We start from the raw sequence: 14,836 nt of genomic DNA on the forward strand, positions 1-14,836 counted from the left end.
CATTGGGCACAAAGGAAGAGTTATGAAACGCACCTACCAACCATCCAAGACACGTCGCGCCCGTACACACGGCTTTCTGGTTCGCATGAAAACCCGTGGCGGTCGCGCCGTGATCAATGCACGTCGCGCCAAAGGCCGCAAGCGTCTGGCTGTCTAATGCCTTTTCAACCGGGTGGCTGTGGCCTGTTGCCACGGCAGCCGGTTGATCTCAGGGTTTGGCCATCGTGCAGCGTTTGAAAACACGCCCACAGTTTCAGGCCGCCCTGGCGGGTGGAACAGTCTCGCGCACAGCGCACTTTGCGTTGCATCGCTTGACATTGACCCAACCCGCAGACACCTCCTTGGCACCTGCTGAACAAGTTGGGCCTGCACCTTCACCGGAGCAGGCCCTTTTTGGCTTGTTTGACGTTTGGCTGGGTGCCATGGTGCCCAAACGCTGGGCGCGGCGGGCTGTGACGCGAAACGCCATCAAGCGTCAGATCTACAACGTGAGCGAGCGCTTTGGCGATCGCTTGCCTGTGGCCGCCCATGTGGTTCGCTTGCGCACCACGTTTGACCGCAAGCAATTCATCAGTGCAACGTCTGAAACCTTAAAGTTGGCTGTACGCCAAGAGCTTGAGCAATTGTTCGAGCGGGCCACTCGCCCCCAAACGCCAGAGGCTCGCGCATGATCATTCAACGTTTGTTGATGGGTGTGGTGCGCGTTTACCGCCTGCTGTTGAGCCCCTGGTTAGGATCGTCCTGCCGCTTTGAGCCCACTTGCTCGGCCTATGCCTTGCAAGCGCTGGAAAAACATGGTGCGGCCCAAGGCGCTTACCTCACGGTTCACCGTTTGGTGCGTTGCGGTCCTTGGTGTACCGGTGGTCATGACCCTGTTCCCTCGCAAGCGCCTCGCTTGTTTTCTGCTTTGTTTTCCCCTACTTCTTCAAAGAAGACCCCATGAACGATATTCGCCGCACCATCCTTTGGGTGATTTTTGGTTTTTCCATGGTCCTGCTGTGGGACCAATGGCAGCTTTACAACGGTAACAAGGCCACTTTCTTTCCGAAACCGGAAGTTGCTGCGCCAGCCAAAACGCCTGCTGCACCAGCTGCCGGAGCCAACGCCGTGCCCACAGCTGCACCTGCAGCGGTCGCAGCTACGCCGGGCCAAGTGCCTTCGTCTGTACCCGCGGTTACAGCGGCACCCCGCGAGAAAATCGAAGTGGCCACCGATGTCCTCAAGCTCAGCTTTGACACCGAAGGCGGCTCGCTGGTGCGCACCGAGTTCACGAAGCACGCAGACTTTGTCGACAGCACCAAGCCATTTGTGTTTCTCGACCAGAGCAGCAACCGCGTTTACGTGGCGCAAACCGGTCTGATCGGCGGCGACTTCCCAACGCACAAATCGCCCATGAAGTTCAGCGGCGAGCGCAGCTTGAAAGAAGGCCAGAACGAATTGACGCTGCGCTTCGAGTCCGACGCACAGAATGGCGTAAAGTTGATCAAGACCTACACCCTGCAACGCGGCAGCTATGCCATTGGCGTGAAGCATGAAGTGGTCAACACAGGCACCACCAACGTGTCGCCTCAGTTGTATTTGCAATTGGTGCGTGACGGCAACAAGCCTGCAGGTGAATCGTCGTTCTATTCGACCTTCACAGGCCCCGCTGTCTACACCGAAGCCAAGAAGTACCACAAGGTCGAGTTCAGCGACATCGAAAAGAACAAGGCCGAAATCGACAAGACTTCGCCCAATGGTTATGTGGCCATGGTGCAGCACTACTTTGCAACGGCCTGGCTGCTGGCAGACGGCATTCAGCGCGAAAACTTCGTGCGCAAGGTCGATACCAATTTGTACGCCGTGGGCATGATCACTCCCTTGGCCGATGTGGCGCCTGGCCAATCCAAGAGTGTGAGCACACAATTGTTCAGCGGCCCCCAAGAAGAGAAAGTGCTCGAAGCCTTGGCGCCAGGCCTTGACTTGGTGAAGGACTACGGCTGGTTGGCCATGCTGTCCAAGCCTTTGTACTGGTTACTGGACAAGTTGTTCAGCTTCATTCAAAACTGGGGCTGGTCCATCGTGGCGCTGGTGCTCTTGCTCAAGATTGCTTTCTACTGGCTCAATGCGAAGGCTTACGCCAGCATGGCCAAGATGAAGGCCATCAACCCCAAGATCATGGAAATGCGCGAGCGTCTGAAAAACGATCCGCAAAAAATGCAGCAGGAGATGATGCGCATTTACCGGGAAGAAAAGGTCAACCCCATGGGTGGCTGCTTCCCGATCATGGTTCAAATTCCCGTGTTCATTGCGCTGTACTGGGTGCTGTTGTCCAGCGTCGAGATGCGCAATGCGCCTTGGATCTTGTGGATCAACGACCTTTCAGCGCCCGATCCATTCTTCATCTTGCCTTTGGTCATGACTTTGACCACCTTGCTGCAGACCGCGCTCAACCCCGCGCCGCCAGACCCGATGCAAGCCAAACTGATGTGGATCATGCCCTTGGTTTTCTCGGTGATGTTCTTCTTCTTCCCGGCCGGCTTGGTGCTGTACTGGATCACGAACAACATCTTGTCGATCGCGCAACAGTGGATGATCAACACCCGCATGGGCGTGCCGCCACAGTTCAACTTGCCCAAGTTCAAGTAATCAAACCCAAGCCAAAGGGCCGCGCAAGCGGCCTTTTTTTGCTTTACATCGCCCAAGACCGCCATGCTCGCCAGACACCAAGAACCCATCGTCGCCATCGCCACCGCACCCGGTCGCGGTGCTGTGGGCATCGTGCGGGTGTCGGGCCGCAATTTGGCTTCACTGATTCACGCGCTGTGCGGCCGCACACTCAAGCCGCGCGAGGCCACCTACCTGCCTTTTGCAGATGCCGATGGCAGCCCCATCGACCACGGATTGGCTTTGCACTTTGTGGCGCCGCACTCTTTCACAGGCGAAGACGTGCTGGAGTTGCAGGCGCACGGCGGGCCGGTGGTGTTGCAACTGCTGGTGGCGCGCTGCCTGCAAGCGGCGGCCGAGAAGGACCCAACCACCGGCCAGCCGCGCTTGGCCGGTTTGCGCGTGGCGCAACCTGGAGAATTTTCAGAGCGGGCTTTTTTGAACGACAAGATCGACTTGGCGCAGGCCGAAGCGATTGCCGACCTGATCGACGCCAGCACCGAGGCTGCAGCCCGCAGCGCCAGCCGGTCTTTGGCGGGTGACTTCTCCAAAGAAATCCATGTGCTGCGCGATGCCCTGATTCACCTGCGCATGTTGGTCGAGGCGACGCTGGATTTTCCCGAAGAAGAAATCGACTTTCTGCAGAAGGCCGATGCGCAGGGGCAGTTGACGCGGCTGCAAACGGCGCTGCAGACGGTGCTGGGCAAAGCGCGGCAAGGCGCTTTGCTGCGCGAGGGCATCAAGGTGGTGATCGCGGGCCAGCCCAATGCAGGCAAGAGCTCACTGCTCAACGCATTGGCCGGGGCCGAGCTGGCCATCGTCACGCCGATTGCAGGGACCACGCGCGACGTGGTGCAGCAAACCATTCAAATTGAAGGCGTGCCCTTGCATGTGATCGACACCGCAGGGCTGCGCGAAGGCGAAGGCGTGGACGAAGTGGAAAAAATCGGGATTGCCCGCGCCTGGGGCCAGATTGAAAACGCCGATGCCGTGCTGTTTTTGCATGACCTGACGCGTGTGGGCTTGCACGATTACGACACGGCCGATGCCGACATTGCCGCCGCCCTGCAAAGCCGCTTGCCCGCCAGCGTGGCAGTGGTCGATGTGTGGAACAAGGCCGATGCAGCACATGCGCTGCAAGAACGCAGTGGCTTGACGCTCTCGGCCCGAACCGGTGAAGGCCTGCAAGCCCTGCGCCAGCAACTGCTGCAACAAGCCGGTTGGCAACAAGCCAGCGAAGGCCTGTTCATTGCCCGCGAGCGCCATGTGCAGGCCCTGCACCGCGTGCGCGAGCACTTGGGAGTGGCAGACGCACACCTGGCCGCCCAAGCGCAGAACCTCGACCTGCTGGCCGAGGAGCTACGACTGGGCCAAAACGCCCTGAACGAGATCACAGGCGAGTTCAGCGCCGACGATTTGCTGGGCGTGATCTTTTCGAGCTTTTGCATCGGTAAGTAAAGCCTCGCAACAGCACAGCCCGAGGGACCTGTGGGAGCGATGGCCTCGTCGCGACGAAAAGGTCGCGTCAGCGACTGATGGGATCGAACATCGGATTCAAGATAAAGCTTTCGCATAAATCACCTTCCATGACCGCCGATACCCAACCCACCCTCAGCCCCGAGCAAGACGCTTATCTGCGTGAGCGGTCGGACTGGATGGGTGCTTATTTGGTGCTGCATGCTTGGGGTGTGATTGCTTTGGCCATGGCGTTTTTCATTGCATGGCCCAACCCCTTGAGCTTCATCGTCGCCGTGGTGGTCATTGGCGGGCGGCAACTGGGTTTGGCCATTTTGATGCACGACGCAGCGCACCGCGCCTTGTTCAAAAACACCCGCCTCAACGACACGCTGGGCGCGTTTTTGTGCGGCTGGCCTGTGGGTGCGAGCCTCACGCTTTACCGACCCTATCACCTGAGCCACCACCGCCACACGCAGCAAGCTGAAGACCCCGACCTGATTTTGTCGGCACCTTTCCCGATCACGAAACAAAGCTTCTGGCGCAAGATGCGGCGCGACATTTTGGGTGTGACGGGCTATCAGCGGCGCATGGAATTTTTCCGCATGGAGATGGGCGACAGCCCCAGCCAATGGCAACGCATGAAGAACCTGTGGGCTGCAGAAAAGTTCTTCTTGCTCACCAATTTGGGCATCTTCGCTGCCACCGCCTCAGCCGGCGTCTGGTGGGCTTATTTTGCTTTGTGGTTGCTGCCTTTGCTGACCTGGTACCAAGTGATCAGCCGCATCCGCAACATCGCGGAGCATGCGGTGGTGGGGGACAACAACGACCGACTGCGCAACACACGCACCACATTGACGAACTGGGGCATGCGGATGGTGCTCGCCCCGTACTGGGTCAATTACCACTTGGAGCACCACCTCTTTGTGTTCACGCCCTGCTGGAAGTTGCCTGCAGCGCACAGGCTGCTGCTTGATCAAGGTTTCAAGCCGCGCATGGAGCTGGCGCAAGGTTACAGGCAGGTGCTGCGCAAAGCGGTGTCCAAGCCCAACAACGGCGGCGACAGCGACCAAGGCACACCAAACCGCCAGCGCAAGGGCGCAGCACTCATCTGACTCATCCAAGGATTGCACATGGCCAATCGCCTCAGCCAGCAAGTGGCCATCATCACCGGTGCCAGCCGAGGCATTGGCCGCGCCATCGCCGAAGCTTATGCCGCAGAGGGCGCCAGCCTTTGCTTGATCGCCACCGATGTGGCTCGCCTGAACGAAGTCCAGGAATCGCTGGGCTTGCCTTCGGAGCGCGTCATGCCCATGGGCCTCAACGTGACCGATCGCGATGCGTGCTTTGGCGCGGTGGCGCAAGTCGAACAACGCTTTGGTCGGGTGGATGTGTTGGTGAACAACGCGGGTGTTTACCGCGCCAAGTCCTTCCTTGACTATGCGCCGCAGGACTTCCAGGACATGCTGGACGTGAACCTGTTTGGTGTGATGCATTTCATGCAAGCGGTGCTGCCGGGCATGCAGGCACGGCGACACGGGCGCATCGTCAACATGGCATCCACTGCAGGCAAATGGGGGTCGCGCAACCAAAGCGCTTACAACGTGAGCAAACACGCCGTGGTGGGCCTGACGCGTTGCGTGGCCTTGGAGGCGAGCCCGCACAACGTGACTGTGAATGCCATTTGCCCCGGCTTCATCCAGACCGACATGGTCGAGGAACTCAAGGCGCAGGTGGCACACAGCTCGGGCATGACGGGGGAGGAACTGGTCAAAGCCGCTTTGGCGCGAGTGCCTCTGGGCCGCATCCTGAACCCCATTGAAATTGCGGGTTTGGCGGTGTACCTGGGATCGGCGGAATCCAGTGGCATGACCGGTCAAAGCATTCATGTCGACGGCGGCATGGTGATGTACTGAGACAAATGCGTCTGATTCCCCACGTCTAACAAGGGTTTTTCATACGTATTGAGGACATCTGGAGCCTACAAAAATCTGACTCCTCATAGCTAAGTGCGACAAATTCGTCGCGCACGAGACAGAACATCGGGATAACCATGTACTCGGTATTTTTTCCTCGCCACAGAATCCGCCTGTTCTTTGTTCTTTGTTGTCCAGGTAAAAAACTCAATGGCTGACGAAATCATTCTCGAAACCCGAGGGCTCATCAAAGAGTTCAAGGGTTTTGTGGCGGTCAACGGTGTTGATCTGCGTGTCAAGCGCGGTCAAATTCACGCCTTGATTGGCCCCAATGGCGCAGGCAAAACCACGGTGTTCAACTTGTTGACCAAGTTTTTGATCCCGACCAAGGGCCAAATCCTGTTCAACGGCCATGACATCACCCCCGAAAAGCCCTCGCAGGTGGCACGGCGCGGCATTGTGCGCTCTTTCCAAATTTCAGCGACGTTCCCCAACCTCACGGTCATGGAAAACGTGCGAATTGGTTTGCAACGGGCCACTGGCACATCGATGCATTTCTGGCGCTCTGAACGGAGCCTGAACGAGCTCAATGACAAAGCCATGGCTTTGCTGGACCAAGTGGACCTGGGCAGCATGGCCGACCTGACAGCGGTCGAGTTGCCTTATGGCCGCAAACGCGCTTTGGAGATCGCCACCACCTTGGCCATGGAGCCCGAGTTGATGTTGCTCGACGAGCCCACGCAGGGCATGGGCCATGAAGACGTGGACCGCGTGACACAACTGATCAAAAAAGTGGGGGCCAACCGCACCATTTTGATGGTGGAGCACAACATGAACGTGGTCTCCAAAATTGCCGACACCATCAGCGTGTTGCAACGTGGACAAGTGATTGCAGAAGGCCCTTACGCCGTGGTCTCGCAGAACCCGCAAGTGCTCGAAGCCTACATGGGTACAACGGACAACCAGCTGGAGGGTGCCCATGGCTGAGCCCAAAGAAATGCTGCGCATCAGCAACCTGCAAGCCTGGTACGGCGAGTCACACATCCTGCACGGGGTGGACCTGACGGTGAACGAAGGTGAGGTGGTGACACTGCTGGGTCGCAACGGCGCCGGTCGCACCACCACCGTCAAATCCATCTTGGGCTTGGTGGGCAAGCGCACAGGCTCCATCACCATCAACGGCCATGAAACCGTGAATTGGGCACCCCACCAGATCGCCAAACTGGGCATCGGTTATTGCCCTGAAGAGCGGGGCATCTTTTCGGCTTTGACCTGCGAAGAAAACCTGTTGCTGCCGCCCGTGATTGCCCCCAATGGCATGTCGGTGGAAGAAATCTACGACATGTTCCCCAACTTGCTGGAGCGCCGCAACAGCCCCGGCACCCGCCTCTCGGGTGGCGAACAGCAAATGCTCGCAGTGGGCCGAATCTTGCGCACAGGTGCACGGTTTTTGCTGCTTGACGAAATTTCCGAAGGCTTGGCGCCCGTCATTGTGCAGGCCCTGGCCCGCATGATCACGGCCCTCAAAGCCAAGGGCTTCACCATCATCATGGTGGAGCAAAACTTCCGGTTCGCTGCCCCCTTGGCCGATCGGTTTTATGTGATGGAACATGGTCAGATGGTCGAGAGCTTTACCTCACAAGAGCTCTCCTCCAAGATGGGTATGTTGAACGAGTATTTGGGTGTCTGATTTTTTCTAACTGGAGACAAAACGATGAAACGCAAACTTCTTTCCCTGGCCGCTTTGGCCGCCTGCGCCTTTGCTGGCGGTGCGCAAGCTCAAATCTCTGACGGTATCGTCAAGATCGGCGTGCTCAACGACATGTCGGGTCTTTACTCCGACATCACGGGCCCAGGCTCGGTGACGGCTGCCAAGATGGCCGTTGAGGACTACATCAAAGCCACCAAGAGCACGCTCAAAGTGGAAATTGTCGGTGCTGACCACCAGAACAAACCCGACGTGGGCTCCAACGTCGCGCGCCAGTGGTTTGACACCGACAAAGTCGACATGATCGCCGACGTGCCCACTTCTTCCGTGGGTTTGGCCGTGGCCAAAATCGCCAGCGACAAAGGCAAACTGCATGTGAACTCTGGCTCTGCCACAGCTGACCTGTCGGGCAAGGCTTGCAACGCCAACACCATCCACTGGGCTTATGACACCTGGATGCTGGCCAACGGCACTGGCAAAGCCATCGTCAAAAGCGGTGGTGACTCTTGGTTCTTCTTGACTGCTGACTACGCTTTCGGTCACGCCCTGGAGCGCGACACCGAAGCCGTGGTGCTGAAAAACGGCGGCAAAGTGGTGGGCAAAGTGCGCACACCATTCCCCACACAAGACTTCTCCTCTTTCTTGCTGCAAGCACAAGCCTCCAAAGCCAAAATCATTGGCTTGGCCAACGCGGGTGGCGACACCACCAACTCGATCAAGCAAGCGGCCGAGTTCGGCATCACCAAAGGCGGCCAAAACCTGGCTGGCTTGTTGGTCTTCTTGCCCGATGTGCACTCTTTGGGTCTGAACATTGCGCAAGGCCTCATGTTGACCGAGACCTTCTATTGGGACCTCAACGACAACACCCGCGCATTCAGCAAGCGTTTTGCAGCAGCTCAGGGCGGCAAGTACCCATCCATGGTGCAAGCGGGCGTTTACTCCAGCGTTATCCACTACCTGAAGGCCGTGGACGCAGCCAAAACCGATGACGGCACCAAAGTTGCAGCCAAGATGAAAGAGCTGCCCACTGACGACCCCTTGTTCGGTAAAGGCAGCGTGCGTCCAGACGGTCGCAAGATCCACCCCGCCTACCTGTTCCAGGTCAAGAAACCTGCTGAATCCAAAGGCCCATACGACTACTACAAGCTGGTGGCCACCATCCCTGCCAACGAAGCTTTCCGCCCTCTGGCTGAGAGCGAGTGCCCTCTGGTCAAGAAGTAATCACTCTACTTTGTTCAAGCAAGTCGAATCATCATGGAAATCTTTGGCATACCTTCGCAAGCCCTGTTTGGGCAATTGCTGATCGGGCTGATCAACGGCTCTTTTTACGCATTGCTTTCGCTGGGCCTGGCCGTGATTTTCGGCTTGCTGAACATCATCAACTTCACCCATGGGGCCCAGTACATGCTGGGCGCCTTCGTGGCCTATCTGGGTTTGACCAAACTCGGCATCAATTACTGGGTCGCGCTCGTTGTGACCCCACTGGTTGTAGGTGCCACCGGCATGCTGATTGAGCGCACCATGCTCAAACAGCTGTACAAGCTGGACCATCTTTATGGCCTCCTGCTCACCTTCGGTCTGGCCTTGATCATTCAGGGTCTGTTCCGCCACGAATTCGGCTCTTCGGGCATGCCTTATCCCGTGCCCGAGGTCTTCAAGGGTGCTTTCAACACCGGCTTCATGTTCCTGCCCAAGTACCGTGCTTGGGTCATTGTGGCTTCGCTCGTGGTGTGCCTGACCACCTGGTACGTGATCGAGCGGACCAAACTGGGCGCCTATCTGCGTGCCGCCACTGAAAACCCCAGCTTGGTGCAGGCTTTCGGCATCAACGTGCCGCGCATGATCACCCTGACTTATGGCTTCGGTGTCGGTCTGGCCGCTTTTGCAGGTGTCATGGCTGCGCCCATTTACCAGGTCAACCCCACCATGGGGGCCGACATCATCATCGTGGTGTTTGCAGTGGTGGTGATTGGCGGCATGGGCTCCATCATGGGCGCCATCCTGACGGGTTTTGGTCTGGGCTTGATTGAAGGCCTGACCAAGGTGTTCTACCCCGAAGCTTCCAGCACGGTGATTTTCATCATCATGACCATTGTTCTCTTGATCAAGCCTGCCGGATTGTTCGGCACCCAGAAATAAGACCATGACCACAGTCTCGACGCCCTCCTACAAGACCCAGTCATTCACCCACCAGTGGGTGGCATTCACCATCATGGTGTTGGTGCTGGTCATCGCCCCGATTTGGGTTTATCCGATCTTTCTGATGAAGGTCATGTGCTTTGCCTTGTTTGCATGCGCCTTCAATTTGTTGATCGGTTTTGGTGGCCTGCTGTCTTTTGGCCACGCCATGTTTTTGGGTACCGCCGGTTATGCGGCTGCACATGCCGCCAAAGTCTGGGGTTGGAACCCCGAATTGGCGGTGTTGTTTGCCACGGCCTGCTCAGGGTTGCTGGCCTTGGTCACGGGCATGCTGGCCATTCGCCGGCAAGGCATTTACTTCGCCATGATCACCCTGGCGTTTTCGCAGATGGTGTTCTTTTTCTACCTGCAAACGCCTTTTACCGGTGGTGAGGATGGCATTCAGTCGGTGCCGCGTGGCAAGTTGTTTGGTGTGTTCGATCTGTCCGAAAACTCGGCCATGTATGTGTTTGTGCTGGCCATCTTTCTGTCCGGCTTTGCGCTGATTTGGCGCATCATTTATTCGCCCTTTGGCCAGATTCTCAAGGCCATTCGTGAAAACCAAGACCGGGCGATTTCACTGGGCTATGACACCGACATGTTCAAACTGATCGCGTTTGTGATCTCCGGCGCCTTGGCGGGTACGGCTGGCGCCACCAAGTCGCTGGTGTTCCAGTTGGCCTCGCTGACCGATGTGCATTGGTCCATGTCGGGCGAGGTGGTTCTGATGACGCTGCTGGGTGGTTTGGGCACTTTGTTTGGGCCCGTCTTAGGGGCGGCCGTGATCGTGAGCATGCAGAACTACTTGGCCCAGTTTGGCGCATGGGTCACCATCATCCAAGGTGTGATCTTCGTGATCTGCGTGCTGGCTTTCCGCCGCGGCATCATTGGCGAAATTGCCAACTGGATCAAGAAACCGCTTTGATCTTGGACCTCACTTGGGTGCGAGGCTCCCATAAAAAAACCGCCCCTGGAGGCGGTTTTTTTATGGTCTGGCATCTTGCTTCAACGCATGAAGGTTTTGACATAATCGGCCCCCAAGCCCACGGCCTCAAAGTGGGCGCGGTACTTCTCAATCCGGGTGAACACGTCGTCGTAGCCCGTGGCATTGCCTTGGGTGTCCACGTACATCAACGCGCCATGCACGGTGAACATCGTGACCATGTCCTGGCAATCGTCGGGTACCACCAGTGTGTGGGTTTCGCCCGGGGGTTCGAACACATAACTGCCTTCTTCGGCCACCCAGTCGTGTTCCAGATACAACCATTTGCCACGCAGCACATGCGCATGCACCATGCCGGAATGCCGGTGGCGCTGCAGCAAACCCGAACGCTTTACTTTCAGCAAGTGCACATAAAAACCGCCCGTCACATTCAGGTGCAAGGGACGTGACCAGATGCCTGGTGCGACAGGCGCCCACAGGCGTTCGTCTTCGGTCTGCACATCGTGCACCACCATGTCCGGGGCCATGCCCCAAGGTTGTGGTTTGGCATAAGGCTGGCGGTCGTCAGCGTCGCTCATCGGTGTCTCTCCATTCAATATTCCCACACCTTAGCGCCAAGGTTTCCGTGTGTCTGCACTTTGGGTGACAGCCACTCTGGCGGTGCGTGGAACAATGAAGTCATGCACACACCTCACTTCTCCCCGGGCAGCGTCCAAGTTCTGGCGTTTGACATTTTTGGCACCGTCGTGGACTGGCATGGCAGCATCGTGCGTGAAATGCAGGCCCTGCACCCCAAAGTAGATGGCAATGCTTTTGCATTGGCCTGGCGGGCGGGCTACAAACCTGCCATGCAGCGGGTGATGAGTGGCGAACTCGGCTGGACCTTGATCGATGAATTGAACCGCATGATTCTGGACAGCTTGCTGCCCGAATTTGGCCTGTCGCATTTGAGTGAGGCCGAACGTCAGCACCTCAACCGCGTCTGGCACCGGCTGCATGCGTGGCCAGACAGTGTGGCGGGGCTCACGCGTTTAAAGCGGCGATTCACCATCACCAGCTTGTCGAATGGCAACATCGGATTGCTCACGAACATGGCCAAGCAGGCCGGCTTGCCTTGGGACTGTGTACTGAGCGCAGAAGTGTTTCGCGCCTACAAGCCTGATCCTGCCACCTACCTCGGCGTGGCCAGGGTGTTCGACCTGGCCCCTGAGCAGGTCATGCTCGTAGCCGCACACCACGAGGACCTGGCGGGCGCCCGTGCGTGCGGCTTGCGCACCGCCTACATCGAGCGCGCTTTGGAGTTTGGTGCAGCTCACCCCAAAGATGTCTCTCCCCAAGAGGGCAATGACCTGCATGCGCTGGATTTGAACGCTCTGGCCGATCAACTGGGTTGCTGAAACAGTCAGTGACCGTCGTAGGCCACCAAGGTAAACAGCTGCAAGCCCGCATCTCGCAAGCGTTGCGAGCCACCCAGTTCGGGCAAGTCGACAATGGCCGCACCCTCGATCACGGTGGCGCCGAGTTTTTCGAGCAGCTTCTTGCCCGCCATCATGGTGCCGCCCGTGGCGATCAGGTCGTCAATCAGCAGCACGCGCTGGCCGGGTTTGACAGCATCGGTGTGCAGCTCAACCGTGGCGCTGCCATATTCCAGCTCGTAGGTTTCTTCCACCGTGGTGAAGGGCAGTTTGCCCTTTTTGCGGATGGGCACAAAACCCAACCCCAGCTCGTAGGCCACGACCGAACCCAAAATGAAGCCCCGCGCGTCAAGACCCGCCACCACATCGGGGCGCAAAGCAGGGTGCATGTAGCGATGGACAAAGGCATCGATCAGCACTCGAAAGACCCGAGGGTCTTGCAACAGCGGCGTGATGTCTCGGAACTGCACACCCGGCGCAGGCCAGTCGGGCACGGTGCGGATGTGGCTTTTTAAATAGTCGTTGACGTTCAGTTCGTCCATTGCTTCAACCTCGCAAGAGTTTTTCTTCGGCGATTGCCAAGGTTTCAGATTTACCCGACAGCACCAGCGTGTCGCCAGAGAACAACTCGGTGTCATCGTTGACTTTTTCTGACTGGCCATTGGCGCGGCGCAGGTTCACCACACGCACCCCCATGGCATGAAAAGTCAGGTCTTTGATCTGCTTGCCCAACCAAGGCGAAGCCAATGGCAAGCCCACCGTGGTCAGGCGCTCGTGGTCAATTTCGTCCAGTGTGTCGTCATCCGCGCCGTGGAAGTAACCGCGCAACAGGTTGTAGCGGGCATCACGCTGGTCTTGCACGATGCGGATGACGCGGCGCATGGGCACGCCCACCAACGCCAGCGCATGGCTGGCCAGCATGAGCGAGCCTTCGAGCGCTTCGGGCACCACTTCAGTCGCCCCCGCCAGCTGCAGTTTTTCCAAATCTAAGTCGTCTTGTGTGCGCACGATCACCGGCACTTGCGGTGCATGGCTGTGGGTGTGATCCAGCACCTTCATGGCCGCGGGCACATCCAGGTAGGTGATCACCACTGCACTGGCACGAGCCAAGCCTGCAGCCATCAGTGACTGCAGGCGTCCGGCGTCGCCGTACACAACCGAGTCCCCTGCCGCAGCTGCTTGGCGCACCCGGTCAGGGTCCAGGTCCAGCGCCATATAGGGGATGTTTTCCTTCTCGAGCATGCGTGCCAGGTTCTGGCCACAGCGCCCATAGCCGCAAATGATGACGTGCTTGCTGGTGTTGATCGACTTGCGGGCGATGGTGGTCATCTGCAAGGACTGTTGCAACCACTCGCTGGCCACCACCTTGAGCACGATGCGGTCGCTGTGCATGATGATGAAGGGGGTGGCCATCATGGACAGCACCATGCTGGCCAACACCGGGTTGAGCAAAGCGGGGGGGATGATGTGGCTTTGCGCCCCCAGGGTGAGCAACACAAAGCCGAACTCCCCCGCTTGCGCCAAGTACAAACCCGTGCGCAGTGCCACCCCATTGCTGGCCCCCGTCATTTTGGCCAAGGCCGCCACCAACACCAACTTGAAGAGCACAGGCAAGGTGGTGAGCAACAGCACCAGTGGCCAGCGGTCCACCACAATGTGCCAGTCCAGCATCATGCCAATGGTGATGAAAAACAGACCCAACAACACATCATGGAAAGGCCGAATGTCCAACTCCACCTGGTGCTTGTATTCGGTCTCTGAAATCAGCATGCCCGCCACAAAGGCGCCCAGTGCCAAACTCAGGCCGGCCAATTCTGTGATCCAAGCCAAGCCCAGCGTAACCAACAACAAGTTCAGTACAAACAGCTCTTCGCTTTTGCGCCGCGCCACCAAAGTCAGCCACCAACGCATGACCCTTTGGCCGCCAGTCATCAACACGGTGATCAGCACCGTGGCTTTGGCTGCTGCCAGGAGCAAGGCCGAAAACATCTCTTCAGCCGGGGCACTCAAGGCCGGGATCATCACAATGAGCGGCACCACCGCCAAATCTTGGAACAACAACACACCGACCACACGCTTGCCGTGCTCGGACTCCAACTCCAGCCGGTCGGCGACCAGCTTGATCACGATCGCCGTGCTGCTCATGGCCATGGCACTCGACAGGGCCAAGGCGGTTTGCCATTCCATTTTCCAAAGCGTTGGGGCCAGCGTGGCCACAAACAGCGAAAACACGGTCACGATGAGCAAGGTCAGCAACACCTGCAGCAAACCCAGACCAAACACATGTTTGCGCATGGAGCGCAATTTGGGCAGGTTGAACTCCAGCCCGATCACGAACATCAGGAAGACCACACCGAACTCGGCCAAATGCTTCACGCCCTCAGAGTTTTGCGCAAGGGCCAGCGCGTTAGGGCCAATCACCACGCCCACGGCCAAATAACCCAACATGGGCGGCAACTTGAGCATGCGGCAGCCGACCACGCCCAGCACGGCGGCCAGCAAATACAACAAGGTCAATTCCAAAGCGCCCATGTGTTGATGTTAACAAGCGTGTGTGACCGACAGGCGCTCTACA

General features: G+C 58.0%; 16 protein-coding genes. 13 read left to right on the forward strand and 3 right to left on the reverse strand.

Annotated features, from left to right (window positions below):
* Window positions 1-22: 22 nt before the first annotated feature.
* From rpmH to SWE17_RS01965, 12 genes are all read left to right on the forward strand, one after another.
* The gene (gene rpmH, locus SWE17_RS01910) at window positions 23-157 is read left to right on the forward strand and encodes a 50S ribosomal protein L34 (protein WP_005798102.1); all 135 of its coding nucleotides are present in this window, start codon (window positions 23-25) and stop codon (window positions 155-157) included.
* A gap of 67 nt (window positions 158-224) precedes the next feature.
* Window positions 225-671 (forward strand): ribonuclease P protein component, encoded by a 447-nt coding sequence (locus SWE17_RS01915; RefSeq protein ID WP_322991445.1) that lies wholly within the window; start codon window positions 225-227, stop codon window positions 669-671.
* The gene (gene yidD, locus SWE17_RS01920; RefSeq protein ID WP_322991693.1) at window positions 671-943 is read left to right on the forward strand and encodes a membrane protein insertion efficiency factor YidD; all 273 of its coding nucleotides are present in this window, start codon (window positions 671-673) and stop codon (window positions 941-943) included. Before SWE17_RS01915 ends, yidD begins: the two co-directional genes overlap by 1 nt.
* Window positions 940-2,628: a membrane protein insertase YidC gene (gene yidC, locus SWE17_RS01925; RefSeq protein WP_322991446.1), complete on the forward strand. Its 1,689-nt coding sequence runs from the start codon at window positions 940-942 to the stop codon at window positions 2,626-2,628. Before yidD ends, yidC begins: the two co-directional genes overlap by 4 nt.
* Window positions 2,629-2,691: 63 nt before the next feature.
* Window positions 2,692-4,104: a tRNA uridine-5-carboxymethylaminomethyl(34) synthesis GTPase MnmE gene (gene mnmE / locus SWE17_RS01930; RefSeq protein ID WP_322991447.1), complete on the forward strand. Its 1,413-nt coding sequence runs from the start codon at window positions 2,692-2,694 to the stop codon at window positions 4,102-4,104.
* Between the two features lie 128 nt (window positions 4,105-4,232).
* Complete coding sequence (locus SWE17_RS01935) at window positions 4,233-5,216, forward strand: fatty acid desaturase family protein (protein WP_322991448.1); 984 nt, start codon at window positions 4,233-4,235, stop codon at window positions 5,214-5,216.
* Between the two features lie 18 nt (window positions 5,217-5,234).
* Window positions 5,235-6,017: an SDR family NAD(P)-dependent oxidoreductase gene (locus tag SWE17_RS01940; protein ID WP_322991449.1), complete on the forward strand. Its 783-nt coding sequence runs from the start codon at window positions 5,235-5,237 to the stop codon at window positions 6,015-6,017.
* A gap of 210 nt (window positions 6,018-6,227) precedes the next feature.
* Window positions 6,228-7,004, forward strand: coding sequence for an ABC transporter ATP-binding protein (locus tag SWE17_RS01945; RefSeq protein ID WP_322991450.1), 777 nt, complete (start codon window positions 6,228-6,230; stop codon window positions 7,002-7,004).
* Entirely contained in the window at window positions 6,997-7,707 is a 711-nt protein-coding gene (locus tag SWE17_RS01950) for an ABC transporter ATP-binding protein (protein WP_322991451.1), read from the forward strand. The genes SWE17_RS01945 and SWE17_RS01950 overlap by 8 nt, the downstream gene beginning before the upstream one ends.
* Window positions 7,708-7,731: 24 nt before the next feature.
* Window positions 7,732-8,946: an ABC transporter substrate-binding protein gene (locus SWE17_RS01955; protein ID WP_322991452.1), complete on the forward strand. Its 1,215-nt coding sequence runs from the start codon at window positions 7,732-7,734 to the stop codon at window positions 8,944-8,946.
* Window positions 8,947-8,976: 30 nt separating this feature from the next.
* Window positions 8,977-9,864: a branched-chain amino acid ABC transporter permease gene (locus SWE17_RS01960; RefSeq protein ID WP_322991694.1), complete on the forward strand. Its 888-nt coding sequence runs from the start codon at window positions 8,977-8,979 to the stop codon at window positions 9,862-9,864.
* A 4-nt stretch (window positions 9,865-9,868) separates the two neighbouring features.
* Entirely contained in the window at window positions 9,869-10,828 is a 960-nt protein-coding gene (locus tag SWE17_RS01965; protein ID WP_100118090.1) for a branched-chain amino acid ABC transporter permease, read from the forward strand.
* A gap of 80 nt (window positions 10,829-10,908) precedes the next feature.
* Here the strand turns inward: SWE17_RS01965 and SWE17_RS01970 are convergent, their stop codons facing one another.
* Window positions 10,909-11,424 carry a 2,4'-dihydroxyacetophenone dioxygenase family protein gene (locus tag SWE17_RS01970; protein ID WP_100118091.1) on the reverse strand — a complete coding sequence of 172 codons (516 nt, stop codon included), beginning with the start codon at window positions 11,422-11,424 and terminating at the stop codon, window positions 10,909-10,911.
* A 102-nt stretch (window positions 11,425-11,526) separates the two neighbouring features.
* Between SWE17_RS01970 and SWE17_RS01975 the strand changes: the two genes are divergently transcribed.
* Entirely contained in the window at window positions 11,527-12,243 is a 717-nt protein-coding gene (locus SWE17_RS01975; protein ID WP_322991453.1) for a haloacid dehalogenase type II, read from the forward strand.
* A gap of 5 nt (window positions 12,244-12,248) precedes the next feature.
* Here the strand turns inward: SWE17_RS01975 and SWE17_RS01980 are convergent, their stop codons facing one another.
* Together SWE17_RS01980 and SWE17_RS01985 are read right to left on the reverse strand one after the other, a co-directional pair.
* Window positions 12,249-12,803 carry an adenine phosphoribosyltransferase gene (locus SWE17_RS01980; RefSeq protein WP_322991454.1) on the reverse strand — a complete coding sequence of 185 codons (555 nt, stop codon included), beginning with the start codon at window positions 12,801-12,803 and terminating at the stop codon, window positions 12,249-12,251.
* A gap of 4 nt (window positions 12,804-12,807) precedes the next feature.
* Window positions 12,808-14,793: a cation:proton antiporter gene (locus SWE17_RS01985; protein ID WP_322991455.1), complete on the reverse strand. Its 1,986-nt coding sequence runs from the start codon at window positions 14,791-14,793 to the stop codon at window positions 12,808-12,810.
* Between the last annotated feature and the right edge of the window lie 43 nt (window positions 14,794-14,836).

The organism is Limnohabitans sp. (assembly GCF_034680285.1).
Lineage (GTDB): Bacteria > Pseudomonadota > Gammaproteobacteria > Burkholderiales > Burkholderiaceae_C > Limnohabitans_A.

Excerpts from the sequence above, each read along its gene's own strand:
- rpmH (WP_005798102.1), top strand. The coding sequence starts at position 23 with ATGAAACGCACCTACCAACCATCCAAGACACGTCGCGCCCGTACACAC.
- SWE17_RS01935 (WP_322991448.1), top strand. The coding sequence starts at position 4,233 with ATGACCGCCGATACCCAACCCACCCTCAGCCCCGAGCAAGACGCTTAT.
- mnmE (WP_322991447.1), top strand. The coding sequence starts at position 2,692 with ATGCTCGCCAGACACCAAGAACCCATCGTCGCCATCGCCACCGCACCC.
- SWE17_RS01940 (WP_322991449.1), top strand. The coding sequence starts at position 5,235 with ATGGCCAATCGCCTCAGCCAGCAAGTGGCCATCATCACCGGTGCCAGC.
- SWE17_RS01965 (WP_100118090.1), top strand. The coding sequence starts at position 9,869 with ATGACCACAGTCTCGACGCCCTCCTACAAGACCCAGTCATTCACCCAC.
- SWE17_RS01955 (WP_322991452.1), top strand. The coding sequence starts at position 7,732 with ATGAAACGCAAACTTCTTTCCCTGGCCGCTTTGGCCGCCTGCGCCTTT.
- SWE17_RS01975 (WP_322991453.1), top strand. The coding sequence starts at position 11,527 with ATGCACACACCTCACTTCTCCCCGGGCAGCGTCCAAGTTCTGGCGTTT.
- SWE17_RS01945 (WP_322991450.1), top strand. The coding sequence starts at position 6,228 with ATGGCTGACGAAATCATTCTCGAAACCCGAGGGCTCATCAAAGAGTTC.
- SWE17_RS01980 (WP_322991454.1), bottom strand. The coding sequence starts at position 12,803 with ATGGACGAACTGAACGTCAACGACTATTTAAAAAGCCACATCCGCACC.
- yidC (WP_322991446.1), top strand. The coding sequence starts at position 940 with ATGAACGATATTCGCCGCACCATCCTTTGGGTGATTTTTGGTTTTTCC.
- SWE17_RS01970 (WP_100118091.1), bottom strand. The coding sequence starts at position 11,424 with ATGAGCGACGCTGACGACCGCCAGCCTTATGCCAAACCACAACCTTGG.
- SWE17_RS01985 (WP_322991455.1), bottom strand. The coding sequence starts at position 14,793 with ATGGGCGCTTTGGAATTGACCTTGTTGTATTTGCTGGCCGCCGTGCTG.
- SWE17_RS01950 (WP_322991451.1), top strand. The coding sequence starts at position 6,997 with ATGGCTGAGCCCAAAGAAATGCTGCGCATCAGCAACCTGCAAGCCTGG.